Origin of the sequence: Pantoea allii (assembly GCF_046529425.1) — a bacterium.
Lineage (GTDB): Bacteria > Pseudomonadota > Gammaproteobacteria > Enterobacterales > Enterobacteriaceae > Pantoea > Pantoea allii.
Window position 1 is genome coordinate 3,883,815 of sequence record NZ_CP125958.1, and the last position, 12,990, is coordinate 3,896,804.

General features: G+C 52.8%; 14 protein-coding genes and 1 other annotated feature. Of the genes, 4 read left to right on the forward strand and 10 right to left on the reverse strand.

The window, feature by feature from the left end; translation table 11 throughout:
* Nucleotides 1-36: 36 nt before the first annotated feature.
* Nucleotides 37-624: a molybdopterin adenylyltransferase gene (mog, locus tag QNH99_RS18330; protein ID WP_063878353.1), complete on the reverse strand. Its 588-nt coding sequence runs from the start codon at nucleotides 622-624 to the stop codon at nucleotides 37-39.
* A gap of 118 nt (nucleotides 625-742) precedes the next feature.
* The gene (gene tal, locus QNH99_RS18335; protein WP_063878352.1) at nucleotides 743-1,696 is read right to left on the reverse strand and encodes a transaldolase; all 954 of its coding nucleotides are present in this window, start codon (nucleotides 1,694-1,696) and stop codon (nucleotides 743-745) included.
* A 206-nt stretch (nucleotides 1,697-1,902) separates the two neighbouring features.
* On the opposite strand from tal, the gene yaaA reads away from it, so the two are divergent.
* Nucleotides 1,903-2,676, forward strand: a complete 774-nt coding sequence (yaaA, locus tag QNH99_RS18340; protein WP_096010954.1) for a peroxide stress protein YaaA — start codon at nucleotides 1,903-1,905, stop codon at nucleotides 2,674-2,676.
* A 69-nt stretch (nucleotides 2,677-2,745) separates the two neighbouring features.
* On the opposite strand, the gene thrC is transcribed toward yaaA, so the two are convergent.
* The 5 genes from thrC to QNH99_RS18365 form a co-directional block, all read right to left on the reverse strand.
* On the reverse strand, nucleotides 2,746-4,029 hold the full coding sequence (thrC, locus tag QNH99_RS18345; protein WP_063878350.1) for a threonine synthase: 1,284 nt from the start codon (nucleotides 4,027-4,029) through the stop codon (nucleotides 2,746-2,748).
* Between the two features lie 3 nt (nucleotides 4,030-4,032).
* Nucleotides 4,033-4,962, reverse strand: a complete 930-nt coding sequence (thrB, locus tag QNH99_RS18350; protein ID WP_096010990.1) for a homoserine kinase — start codon at nucleotides 4,960-4,962, stop codon at nucleotides 4,033-4,035.
* 2 nt (nucleotides 4,963-4,964) lie between these two features.
* Nucleotides 4,965-7,427, reverse strand: a complete 2,463-nt coding sequence (gene thrA, locus QNH99_RS18355) for a bifunctional aspartate kinase/homoserine dehydrogenase I (RefSeq protein ID WP_410517021.1) — start codon at nucleotides 7,425-7,427, stop codon at nucleotides 4,965-4,967.
* A 25-nt stretch (nucleotides 7,428-7,452) separates the two neighbouring features.
* Nucleotides 7,453-7,577 (reverse strand) — a sequence feature (Thr leader region).
* Nucleotides 7,510-7,584 carry a thr operon leader peptide gene (gene thrL / locus QNH99_RS18360; RefSeq protein ID WP_109707012.1) on the reverse strand — a complete coding sequence of 25 codons (75 nt, stop codon included), beginning with the start codon at nucleotides 7,582-7,584 and terminating at the stop codon, nucleotides 7,510-7,512. It overlaps the preceding feature by 68 nt.
* Nucleotides 7,585-7,779: 195 nt before the next feature.
* Nucleotides 7,780-8,478, reverse strand: a complete 699-nt coding sequence (locus QNH99_RS18365; RefSeq protein WP_096010952.1) for a tRNA/rRNA methyltransferase — start codon at nucleotides 8,476-8,478, stop codon at nucleotides 7,780-7,782.
* Between the two features lie 606 nt (nucleotides 8,479-9,084).
* Here QNH99_RS18365 and arcA point away from each other — a divergent pair.
* Complete coding sequence (gene arcA / locus QNH99_RS18370; protein WP_013024548.1) at nucleotides 9,085-9,801, forward strand: two-component system response regulator ArcA; 717 nt, start codon at nucleotides 9,085-9,087, stop codon at nucleotides 9,799-9,801.
* A 47-nt stretch (nucleotides 9,802-9,848) separates the two neighbouring features.
* Here arcA and creA read toward each other — a convergent pair whose 3' ends face one another.
* Nucleotides 9,849-10,322, reverse strand: coding sequence for a protein CreA (gene creA / locus QNH99_RS18375; RefSeq protein ID WP_063878346.1), 474 nt, complete (start codon nucleotides 10,320-10,322; stop codon nucleotides 9,849-9,851).
* Nucleotides 10,323-10,517: 195 nt separating this feature from the next.
* Here creA and robA point away from each other — a divergent pair, with 195 nt between their 5' ends.
* Entirely contained in the window at nucleotides 10,518-11,384 is an 867-nt protein-coding gene (gene robA / locus QNH99_RS18380) for an MDR efflux pump AcrAB transcriptional activator RobA (protein ID WP_109716572.1), read from the forward strand.
* A 39-nt stretch (nucleotides 11,385-11,423) separates the two neighbouring features.
* Here robA and gpmB read toward each other — a convergent pair whose 3' ends face one another.
* Nucleotides 11,424-12,071, reverse strand: a complete 648-nt coding sequence (gpmB, locus tag QNH99_RS18385) for a 2,3-diphosphoglycerate-dependent phosphoglycerate mutase GpmB (RefSeq protein WP_063878344.1) — start codon at nucleotides 12,069-12,071, stop codon at nucleotides 11,424-11,426.
* Nucleotides 12,072-12,131: 60 nt separating this feature from the next.
* Between gpmB and yjjX the strand changes: the two genes are divergently transcribed.
* Entirely contained in the window at nucleotides 12,132-12,650 is a 519-nt protein-coding gene (gene yjjX / locus QNH99_RS18390) for an inosine/xanthosine triphosphatase (protein ID WP_096010951.1), read from the forward strand.
* Here yjjX and trpR read toward each other — a convergent pair whose 3' ends face one another.
* Nucleotides 12,651-12,971 carry a trp operon repressor gene (gene trpR / locus QNH99_RS18395; protein WP_096010950.1) on the reverse strand — a complete coding sequence of 107 codons (321 nt, stop codon included), beginning with the start codon at nucleotides 12,969-12,971 and terminating at the stop codon, nucleotides 12,651-12,653.
* Nucleotides 12,972-12,990 lie beyond the last annotated feature (19 nt).

The following is a 12,990-nucleotide window of genomic DNA, read 5'->3' on the forward strand; positions in this document are numbered from 1 at the left end:
AGCGAGCCTGTAGCTTATTCCTGAAAAGCAGAATATTTAGTTATTTATCTCACGTATCGCGCTTTTGGGGCGAAAAGCTGCTACCACATCGGCGTTCGTTTCAACATAGGGACCTTCAAGCAACTGTAAACAATAAGGTACGGCGGCAAAGATACCCGGCACCTTCACCTTGCCCTGCGCGTCTTTAAGCCCTTCCAGGGTTTCCTTGATCGACTTCGGCTGGCCTGGCAGATTAAGAATAAGTGACTGCTTACGGATCACCCCCACCTGACGCGACAGAATGGCGGTAGGCACAAACTGCAGGCTGATTTGCCGCATCTGCTCACCAAAACCCGGCATCTCACGATCGGCCACGGCGAGCGTGGCATCGGGCGTGACATCTCGTCGCGCCGGGCCGGTCCCGCCGGTGGTCAAGACCAGATGGCAAAAGCGTTCATCGACCAGTTCACAAATCGCCTGTTCGATCATGGGCTGTTCATCAGGGACCAGGCGCGTTTCCACTTCAAAAGGGGTGCCGATCGCGCTGTTGAGCCAGGCTTCCAGGGCAGGAATCCCCTGATCCTGATAAATCCCGTTCGCGGCGCGATCGGAAACCGAGATCAATCCGATACGTAATGTGTTCATGATGATATTCGCTGTGATTTACCGCAGGGCGGTGGATGAGAAAGGACGTACTAAGAAGAATAACAAACGGTGGCGGAAAGGGAAAACCGTGGCGACAGTGCCGCCACGGTAGAAAAGATTACAGCATTTCTGCCAGCATCTTCTCGAGTTTGCCCTGGTCGATGGCAAAATTACGAATGCCTTCGGCCAGCTTGCTGACGGCCATTGGGTCCTGGTTGTGCTGCCACAGGAACTCAGATTCGGTCATCCTGGCCGGACGCGCTTTGACTTCGCCGCTATAGCTCAGCTTACGCTCCAGGGTCCCTTCACTTTCCGCCAGCTCTTTCAGCAGCGCAGGGGAAATGGTCAAACGGTCACAGCCAGCCAGTTCAATGATTTCGCCGACGTTACGGAAGCTTGCGCCCATCACCACGGTTTCATAACCATGCTGCTTGTAGTAGTCATAGATTTCAGACACGGAAACCACGCCTGGATCTTCGTGTGGCGCGTACTCTTTCTTGTCCGTGTTCGCTTTGTACCAGTCGAGGATACGGCCCACAAAGGGTGAAATCAGATACACGCCCGCTTCAGCACAGGCACGCGCCTGAGCGAAAGAGAACAGCAGAGTCAGGTTACAGTTGATGCCTTCTTTTTCCAGCTGTTCTGCCGCGCGAATGCCCTGCCAGGTTGACGCCAGCTTGATCAGGATACGATCGTTGCTGATACCGGCGTCGTTATACAATTTGATCAGGCTGCGTGCTTTCGCGATGCTGGCGTCGGTGTCATAAGAAAGGCGAGCATCCACTTCGGTGGAAACACGGCCCGGCACCAGCTTAAGGATTTCCAGACCAATGTTAACGGCCAGCTTGTCGGATACCAGCTGCAGCTGCTGTTCTTTGTCGCTGCTCTGCTGGCGCGCCCAGGCGATCGCTTCATCAATCAGTTTGCGGTATTCAGGGATTTGAGCAGCGTTGAGAATCAGAGAAGGGTTGGTGGTCGCGTCCTGGGGCTGATACAGCTTCATCGCTGCGATATCACCGGTGTCGGCCACTACGGTGGTCAGTTGACGCAGGGAGGTCAGTTTGTCCGTCATGTTTTTTCTCTTAGTTAACTGTCAGGGTGATAAAAGGCTGTAGGGATAATATCACGCGGTAACGGTGGTGCAAGGTCAGGGAATGCCGTTTACGATAGCGCGAACAAATAGGAGTGATTTGCCGATCCTTGCGGCTTTTTTGCTACACTGCGGGCGACAATTACAGGCTAACCCCTTAAAAAAAGGGACTCATTGAGGACGCGACGATGTTGATGGTGATCTCTCCCGCCAAGACGCTGGATTATGAAAGCCCCCTGGCGACACAGCGCTTTACCCAGCCCGCGCTGTTAGAAAAGTCACAACAGCTGATTAAAATTGCGCGCAAGCTGTCGCCTGCGCAGGTCGCGTCATTGATGAGTATTAGCGACAAGCTGGCGCATTTAAATGCTGAGCGTTTTAACAGCTGGCAGCCCGATTTCAGCCTGGAGAATGCCCGTCAGGCCATTCTGGCGTTTAAAGGCGACGTCTATACCGGTTTGCAGGCCGAAACCTTTAGTGAAAAAGACTTCGACTTTGCTCAGGATCATCTGCGCATGCTGTCTGGCCTGTATGGCCTGCTGCGTCCGCTGGATTTAATGCAGCCTTATCGGCTGGAGATGGGCATCAAACTGGCTAACCCGGCAGGTCAGGATCTCTACAGTTTCTGGGGCGATCTGTTAACGGAAAAACTTAACGACGCGCTGGCAAGCCAGGGGGATGACGTGTTGATTAATCTGGCTTCCGATGAATACTTCAAAGCGATTAAGCCGAAGAAGCTACAGGCGCGCCTGATTAAACCGGTCTTTCTGGACGAGAAAAACGGCAAGTTCAAAGTGATCAGTTTCTACGCGAAAAAGGCCCGGGGATTGATGAGTCGCTATATCATTCAGCACCGCCTGACGAAGCCAGAACAGTTAACGCGGTTTGACGTTGATGGCTATGCGTTTGCCGCTGATGAAAGCCGTGAGAACGAACTGGTGTTCAAACGCGCCGAACAGTAAAACTGCCGACGTATCGGTCTTTCAAGACGCAGAGGGGGTGAGTGCCCCCTCTGCGTGATGACCTGAACACTACTTAAGCAAAAATGCCCGCAGTTGAGCAAAGTCCGCGTTCATCTTGTGCGACAGCAAGGGCAAATCCGCACGCTCAGCCAGTTCTGCAGGCAAGGCCAGTTTCTGATCCAGGATGCTTTCCACGCTCTCCAGGAACTTAGCCGGATGCGCCGTGCCAAGGAATAAACCAAACTCCCCGTCCTGCAGTTGATCACGTAACAAACGCCAGGCAATTGCCGCATGTGGCTCAGATACGTAACCCAGTTTAGCCAGTTCGCGCATGGCTTCCCGCGTCACATCGTCCGTTACCGCGCCGTAAGCCAGATCGCCCAAACGCCAGGTTTTGCGGCGGAACAACTCTTCCACACGCGGCCAGTTGTTTGGCTGGCTGACGTCCATCGCATTCGACAGCGTAGCGACGGTGGCGTTAGGCTGCCATTCGCCGTTGCCAAGGAAACGTGGCACGGTGTCGTTGGCATTGGTCGCGGCGATAAAACGCTTAATCGGCAGGCCCAGTGACTTCGCCAGCAGACCGGCCGTTAAATCACCAAAGTTTCCGCTTGGCACTGACACGACCAGTTGATTACGTTTCTCCTGCGGCAGTTGGGCAACCGCTTCGAAATAGTAACAAATCTGCGCCAGCAGGCGGCTGATATTAATTGAGTTGGCGGAGTTCAGGCCGATGGCCTTCTTTAGTTCCTGATCGTCAAACGCCTGCTTAACCAGCGACTGACAGGCATCAAAATCACCCTCAATGGCGATGGTTTCGATGTTGCCGCCAAGGGTACAGAACAATTTTTCCTGTAACGGGCTAATTTTTCCCTGCGGATAGAGAATAACGACACGCACGTTCTCCATACCGTAAAACGCGTGGGCCACGGCGGCACCGGTATCCCCGGAGGTCGCTGTCAGAATGGTGATCTGCTCATCTGAACCGCTGACGTAGGCCAGCATTTGCGCCATAAAACGACCGCCAAAGTCTTTGAACGCCAGCGTCGGACCGTGAAACAGCTCAAGACAGGCGATATCGTCGCTCACTTCTTTCAGCGGGGCCGGGAAGGTAAAGGCGGTTTTAAGACGTTCGGTCAGATGCTGCGCCGGGATTTCATCACCAATATAGGCCGACAGGATTTTACTACTGCGCGTAACAAAATCCATTTCCAGCATGGCATCGATGTCGGTCAGTTCAAATTCCGGCAGTTCGAGCGGGAAAAACAGCCCTTGCTGTGAACCCAGACCCTGTTTCACCGCCTGGGCGAAGCTGACCTGCTCGTTGTGATCCTTAAGATTGTAGAGTTTCATGCGTTATCCCAGTTTACGTGCGCCAGCCGTATCAAGACGGCAGATATGGACGAAGCCTTCATCGTTCTGCAGATAGTGCTGGCTCAGCCAGTCGGCCACCTGCTGTGCCGTTTCCATTTGGTTGCAAATGGCGAATAGCGTGGGGCCTGAGCCCGAAATCCCGCAGGCCAGCGCCCCAATGTCCAGAGCGGCCTGGCGAGCCTGGGCAAAGCCCGGTAACAGTTGAGTACGATAAGGCTCAGCAATGACATCCTGCATCAGTTTAGCGGCCAGCGCAGGTTGGCGCGTATGACAGGCGTGAACAAAACCTGCCAGCAGACGACCGTGTTTGATGCAGTCCTGTTTAGCATACTGCGCCGGTAAAATCGCCCGCGCTTCAGCGGTCGAGACTTTAATGCCCGGATAGGCCATCACCCACAGCCAGTCGTCAAATCCCGGTACTGGCTGACTGATAATACCGTTTTCTTGCAGAATCAGCTGAATGCCGCCAAGGAAACAGGGCGCAACATTATCGTAATGGACGCCACCGGAGACGCGCCCTTCCAGTTCGCCCATCAGGTCCAGAAGCCGGGTATCATCCAGGGGTTTACCGCAAAACTCGTTCATTGCCATCAGTCCTGCCACTACAGAGCAGGCGCTGGAGCCAAGGCCCGAGCCAATCGGCATATTTTTTTCCAGCGTCATCGTCACCGGCACCGTTTTGCCAATCGCTTCACAGAAGCGCTGCCAGCACTGATAAACGATATTCTCTTTGGGGTCGCTGGGCAGTTTACTGACAAACCGGCCCGAATTGATCAGGCTAAAGCTGTCAGCGGCCTCAACGGACACGCAATCCCCCAGCAACGAACCATCGGCTGGCGATACCGTCGCGCCCAACACGTCAAACCCCACGCTGACGTTACCGATTGAGGCTGGCGCATAAATTTTTACCATCATTACACTCCCAACTTCCATGACAGTGTGCGCAGCAGATCGGCGAAAACGCCTGCGGCTGTCACATCATTTCCTGCACCGTATCCGCGTAATACTAACGGAATCGGCTGATAATAGCGGCTGTAAAAAGCCAGCGCGTTTTCGCCATTTTTGACTTTGAAAAGCGGATCGTTACCGTCAACCGCATCGATCTTCACTTTGCAGGCTCCGCCCTCTTCGATCACGCCAACCAGACGTAACACTTTCCCTTCAGCACGCGCCTGTTCCACTCTGGCTGCAATCGCCGCATCGGCGTCGGGTAACTGCTGCATAAACTGTTCAACATCGGCAATCGCGTTCAGGTGCGCGGGCAGCAGCGGTTCGATATCAACATCGCTCATCTCCAGCGAATGGCCGGATTCACGTGCCAGAATCAGTAGCTTACGCGCTACGTCCGTACCAGAAAGATCGTCACGTGGATCGGGCTCAGTAAAGCCCATCTCGCGTGCCATGCGGGTCGCTTCTGACAACGATACACCTTCGTCCAGCTTACCAAAAATATAAGACAGTGAACCCGACAGAATACCGGAGAACTTAATCAACTCATCGCCTGCATTCAGCAGGTTCTGCAGGTTCTCGATCACCGGTAATCCCGCGCCGACGTTCGTGTCATACAGGAACTTACGACGCGAGCCAGCCGCGGCAACACGCATCTTCTGATAGTATTCCCACGACGAAGTATTGGCCTTTTTATTTGGCGTGACCACGTGAAAACCTTCGGCCAGAAAGTCCGCGTACTGGTCGGCAACCGCCTGACTCGATGTACAATCCACAATCACCGGATTCAGTAGATGGTACTCTTTGACCAGGCGGATTAAGCGCCCCAGATTAAACGGCTCTTTGGCCTGTGCCATTTCGCCTTTCCAGTTGCTGAGATCGATACCGTGGACGTTGGTTAACAGCGCACGGGAATTGGCGATGCCGCAAACACGCAGATCAATATGCTTTTGCTTGAGCCACGCCTGTTGACGATGCAACTGATCCAGCAATGCACCGCCGACACCGCCGACGCCTACCACAAAGACTTCAATCACCTGGTCGGTGGCAAACAACATCTGGTGCACGACGCGCACGCCCGTGGTGACGTCATCATTATTGACCACGACCGAAATGGAGCGTTCAGACGATCCCTGAGCAATGGCGATAATATTAATGTTGGCGCGCGCCAGCGCAGAGAAGAACTTCGCTGAAATTCCGCGCAGGGTGCGCATCCCGTCACCCACGACCGAGATAACCGCCAGGTTTTCGATAACGTCCAGCGCATCCAGTAGGCCATCTTTCAACTCAAGGTAGAATTCCTCTTCCAGCACGCGGCGCGCACGCGCCTGCTCGCTCTGCGGCACGCAGAAGCTGATGCTGTATTCAGAGGACGACTGCGTGATTAACACCACCGAAATGCCGGTGCGCGACATGGTGGCGAACACGCGGGCCGCCATGCCGACCATACCTTTCATTCCCGGGCCGGAGACGTTAAACATCGCCATATTATTCAGGTTAGTGATGCCCTTAACCGGGAAGTCGTCCTGTTCGCCATGACCGCTAATCAGCGTGCCGGGGGCTTGCGGGTTAGCGGTGTTTTTGATCAGGCAAGGGATTTGAAACTGTGCGATAGGCGCGATAGTGCGTGGATGCAGGACTTTAGCCCCGAAATAGGACAGCTCCATGGCTTCCTGATAAGACATGGATTTAAGCAGACGAGCATCCGGCACCTGGCGCGGATCGCAAGTATAAACCCCGTCCACATCGGTCCAGATCTCACAGCAATCGGCGCGCAGGCAGGCAGCCAGCACCGCCGCCGAGTAGTCAGAACCGTTACGTCCCAGCACGACCAGCTCACCCCGCTCATTCCCGGCGGTAAAACCGGCCATCAGGATCATATTTTCTGCGGGAATTTTACTGGCTTCAATGCGGCGGGTTGATTCGGCGATATCGACAGTCGACTCAAGATAGTGGCCAATGGCTAAGAGTTTCTCGACCGGATCGATAACGCTGACGCCATAGCCTCGCGCCTCAAGCAGCTTTTCCATAATGGCGATAGAGAGCTTCTCACCACGACAAATAATGGCGGCATTGACGCTGTCCGGGCACTGTCCCAACAGGCTGATACCGTGCAGCACCTGCTTGAGTTGGGCAAACTCGCTGTCCACGCGGCTTTTGAGGCCGTCATAGTCAAAACCGGGTTGGGCCTCGGCCAGGCCCTGCAACAGTTCAGCAAAGATGCGCGTAGCATCACTGATATTCGGCAGCGCATCCTGGCCGCTGATGGTTTTTTCAATCATCGCGACCAGATGGTTGGTGATCTTAGCAGGCGCAGAAAGCACGGTGGCAACCTGTCCTTGTTGCGCATTACTTTCCAGAATATCGGCCACGCGCAGAAAACGTTCTGCATTCGCAACCGAGGTCCCACCGAATTTCAGCACTCGCATGATGTCAACTCTCCTGATTTTGAGTCAAAAAAAAACCCGCACTCGTGAGGTGCGGGCTTCTTTTCTGTTTTTCCTGGATGCGTCAGCCCGCCCCTTTACCGATGGTAATGGTAATGGTGGTGGTAATAATTGTGGTGTTCAGGCTGTGATTACGCATTCAGATTTATTTTTTTCTGTCTGTCATTGATTGTCCGTCTGCGTCAAGAAGTAAAGCAAAGCGCACATCAAGTCAACGGTTTTATCCTTTGCGCAAATATAAACCACAATGTTTAGCATCCTGTTAAACAAAAAAAACCTGGCGAATCGTTTGGCATACCGCGCTTCATTAACATCTGTCACTAGATAGTCAGGTTTAACCCGAGGATTTATCTGCCAGCTTTTTTTCCACGTCATGCAGTAAACGATGCAGCATGGCACTGTCGCGCTGCTCCAGCAGGCCAATGCGCTGGTTAATCCAGTCTGACATTTTGCTGTCGTCACTGACCTCTAACTGCAACAGCAGCTGTTCAAACCGCTGGCGCAGCGCATGGAGCTGTTGTGCATCGGCAGACGGTGCCACCGGCGCGGCCACCTGGTTGAGCGCCGACAGCTGGTAGCAGTAAACCATGACCGCCTGCCCCAGGTTCAGTGAGGGATAGTCATTTGCCATCGGAATACCGGTAAGCAGGTCGACCTGTTCAAGCTCTTCGTTGGTCAGGCCGCTGTCTTCGCGGCCAAACACCAACGCCATGCTGTTCACCCACTGCCGTTTCTCAAGCAACTGGGCCTCAACCTGTTGTGGCGTCGCATAATAGCGGAACCGGGCCCGGCTTCGCGCAGTGGTGGCGACGGAAAAATCGATATCCGCCAGCGCGTCGGTCAGTGTCTCAAAGGTTTTTACCCTATCCAGAATGTCTCCCGCACCATGTGCAACGCGCCGTGCTGCCGGGTCCTGCCATGCATCGCTGGCAACAATCCGCAATTCGCTGAATCCCATGGTTTTCATGGCGCGGGCAGCCGCACCGATATTTTCGGCCCGGGCAGGTGAAACGAGGATAAGAGGAAAAAGCATGATTGTTCCATCAGTTAATGTGTACGCCAGTAGTGTAACATGGCCCCTTATTATTAAGGGATATAGGCAGTCAGGTTAAAACCCTGAAATACATGTTAAAACACGTTAAAAAAGGCCGGAGAGTGTGTTTTTATCATAAAGTGCACATTATCAGAATAGTCCAAATAAAAGCCTTTCATTTCAGTCCACTGTAATAGTAAGTTCCTAACATCATATTTTGTGACAACCCCGTCTCACCGGCACAAAGATGATGCTTTATGTCAGCCAGCACGCTATTTTTTGAGATGTTTTTCACAGAAATGTTAACGTGCTACAATTGCATTTGATATAAGTCAACGAAGCGTTGTTTTTATGCTTACCAGTTGTTGTTATTGCTGTTAGGTTGCTGTTAATACAGTTAGTATATGTTTCAAATTATTTATTCCGCAGGGCATGGAATCTTTATCCCGGCTGGCTGAGCTAACACTGTTGTTGACCTTGATAAAAGCTTATCAAAATTTACTTTCGTACAACGGTTCAGCAAAGCTTGCCGTTCTCCGCACTGGAGAGCACCTAACCGCTGTACGCCCTGTTTTCAATTTAGTTGGCAAAATTAGGTAGCTAAACATGCAGACCCCGCACATTCTCATCGTTGAAGACGAACTGGTCACGCGTAATACCCTCAAAAGTATTTTTGAGGCGGAAGGTTATGTCGTATATGAAGCCACCGACGGTGCAGAAATGCATCAGGTGTTGACCGACAATGATGTCAATCTGGTTATCATGGACATCAACCTGCCAGGCAAAAATGGCCTGTTACTGGCGCGTGAACTGCGTGAGCAAGCTAATGTGGCATTGATGTTCCTGACCGGACGCGATAATGAAGTCGATAAGATCCTTGGGCTGGAAATTGGTGCAGATGACTACATCACCAAACCGTTCAACCCACGTGAATTAACTATTCGTGCCCGTAACCTGCTGTTGCGCACCATGAATTTGCCTTTGCCTAATGAAGAGCGCCGCCAGGTTGAAAGCTACAAGTTCAACGGCTGGGAGCTGGACATCAACAGCCGATCGCTGATCAATCCCAACGGTGAGCAGTACAAACTGCCGCGCAGTGAGTTCCGTGCCATGCTGCACTTCTGCGAAAATCCGGGCAAGATTCAGACACGTGCTGATTTGCTGAAGAAGATGACCGGACGCGACCTCAAGCCACACGATCGTACCGTTGACGTGACGATCCGTCGTATCCGCAAACATTTTGAATCCACGCCAGATACCCCGGAAATCATCGCCACCATTCATGGTGAAGGCTATCGTTTCTGCGGCGACCTGCAGGATTAATCTGTCTTTTTTTAAACGCCCTCACGGGCGTTTTTTATGTCCTGGCCTTAATGCCACGGCATAATCGGTACGGCGCTCAACGCATTTTTGGGTGAGCCATCCACCACTTTGTCTGAGTACGCCAGATAGACTAATGCGTTACGCTTGCTGTCAAAGAAACGCACAACCTGCAGTTTCTTAAAGATCAGCGACGTCCGCTGGCGGAACACCACGTCCCCTTCTGCTTTACCTTTGGCAATTTTTTCACTCAGTTCAATCGGCCCAATTTGCTGGCACGAAATGGCCGCGTCAGATGTATCCTCCGCTAATCCCAGCCCGCCCTTAATGCCGCCTGTTTTAGCCCGGCTAATGTAGCAAGTGACATTTTTTACGTCAGGATCGTCAAACGCCTCCACCACAATTTTATGATCAGGTCCAAATATCTTAAACACGGTGTTGACGGAGCCAATCTCTTCAGCCAGCAGCGGACCGGAAAACAGTAAACCTGCGAAGGTGAGGATTACAAGACGAAGTGTTGTCATTGAGTTACCATTGCAAATGTAATAGATGAGCATGTAATGTACTGTTAATTGATGCAATCACCAACGTAAAAAGGGTAGAAATTCCCGCGTAGATAGCACAACAATCCCTGTCAAAACCGAACATGTCTTTTAAGCAATAAGTGCTATTATTCGTCGACTTCATTTAGCTGCGCCACCAGAGTATGAGGATGTTTTATGGACCAAGCCGGTATCATTCGCGATTTGCTTGCCTGGCTGGAGAGCCATTTGGATCAACCACTTTCACTGGATAATGTTTCCATTAAAGCGGGTTATTCTAAATGGCATCTACAACGGATGTTTAAAGACGTTACCGGACACGCCATTGGCGCATACATCCGGGCACGACGTCTTTCCAAAGCAGCGGTAGCACTTCGCCTGACCAGCCGCCCGATTCTCGATATTGCTCTGCAGTATCGTTTTGATTCACAACAGACCTTTACGCGAGCCTTTAAAAAGCAGTTTAATCAAACACCTGCATGGTATCGCCGTTCGTCAGAATGGAACTCCTTTGGTATCCGCCCCCCGATTCGGTTAGGGAATGAACAGCAGCCAGAATCGCAGTTCGTGACGCTTCCGGAAACCGTGCTGGTGGGACAGACACAGAGTTATACCTGTACCCTGGAACAAATCTCCAGCTACCGTGATGAGATGCGTGTTCATTTCTGGAAACAGTTTCTGCTGGAAACGGATACGGTTCCGCCCGTGCTTTATGGGTTGCACCAGGTCCGTGCCAGTCATGAAAAGGATGATGAGCAGGAGATTCTGTACACCACGGCCGTTCCTGCCGACAGCGCAACCACGATGTATTCAGGGCAGAAGGTGATTCTTGAAGCGGGGGATTACGTTCAGTTCAACTACAACGGCCCGCGCGTGGAACTGCAGGAATTTATTCTGTTGCTGTACGGAACCTGTATGCCAACGCTGGGCCTGACGCGCCGTATGGGGCAGGATATTGAACGCTTTATTACCCATGGCGGCAAAAAGCGCAGCGAGCCGCCAACAGAGATTCACTGTGAATATCTGATTCCGATTCGCCGTTAAACGCTTGCGGTTATGCCGTCATCATGACGGCATAATCGATTAACGCTGAAGCTCGTCCATCGCAGGCGCGTCGAGGTGGGTGATATCACCCGCGGTCTCCACGACCCAACCCTGCGCCAGCCACGCGCTCTGCTGATGATCGACGCGTGAGATCGAACAGTTGCGCAGGCGAAGACGACGCTCGGCATAAGCCGGCAGCCCCAGAATCGTGCTGACCAGAACCCCCAGCGCCATACCGTGGCTGACCAATAATGGACGGCTACCTGCTGGCAGCGCAAGACAGGCATCCAGAGCAGCCTGCATACGTTGCGCCAGCTCCGTCATTGACTCGCCCTGAGGAATACGGCCACCCTCGGTTCCGTTAACCAGCGAAGCGCGCCAGCGCTCTTCTTCCGCGCTCAGTTCGTCAAGCAGACGCTTTTCCAGTACGCCCATATTCAGCTCCCGCAAACGCGGGTCGAAGGTAATGTCACATCCACAGGCATCAGCAATGATTTCAGCGGTGCGCCGGGTGCGCCCTAAATCGCTGGAAATGATATGTGTGATACCTGCATTTTTGATACGTTCACCGACCTGACGGGCTTGTTGCTCACCTTTTTCCGTCAGCGGACTGTCGGAGTGCCCTTGAATGCGACGCTCTGCATTCCATACCGTTTCACCGTGACGAACAAGATAGACCTGTAGCATGCTTAGTTTCCGTTATACTGCGACCAAAATCGCCTTTATTACCTGAGGGTTCAATTGATTATGTACCATGTTGTCGCAGCTACCATTAATCCAGCAAAGATTCGTGCAATTGCTCAGGCATTCAACGACGTTTTCGGCGAGGGATCCTGCCATATTGAAGGGGTCGAGGTCGAGAGCGGCGTTGCCGCACAGCCATTAACCAATCACGAAACGCGAACTGGCGCACGTCAGCGTGTCATGAATGCCCGTCAGGTTCGCCCGGAAGCCGACTTCTGGGTGGCGATTGAAGCCGGTATTGAAGAAGAGTCTGCCTTTGCCTGGATGGTAGTGGAAAACCAGAAACAGCGTGGCGAGTCGCGTTCGGCCAGTTTTACCCTGCCGCCGGTTGTGATGGCCGGATTACGTGAAGGTCGCGAACTGGGCGAAGAAATGGCACGTCTGACCGGGGTCGAAAACATTAAACACAAAGGTGGCGCGATCGGTACCTTGACCAATGGCCTGCTTAGCCGCACCAGCGTCTACCACCAGGCCTTGATTCTGGCGCTCTGCCCGCTCACACATCCGTTCTATCAGCAATAATCAGCGGCGATGAAGTTGCGCTTCCAGCCAGCGCTTCAGCTCTGGAGGGGCTTCTTTCAGGCTGTTTGAACCACGGGTTATCGTGGCAATTCCCACGCCCAGTTCATTTTTCAACTCACGCTGGCTGATATCGCCATTCAGCAAGGATTCAATGATACGCAAGCGTGTACCAAAAGCCTCTCGCTCATCAGGCGTCATCATCAGTTGCAACAGCGGCAGCGCGTGATGGTCCGCAAAAGCCTGATGCATCAGGTCAACAAAACGCAGCCAGTCAGCGTCCGCAGCCGGTTCAGTGTTGGATGGCACAGAGGGTTGATTCATGAAAGGCTTCCGTACTCGC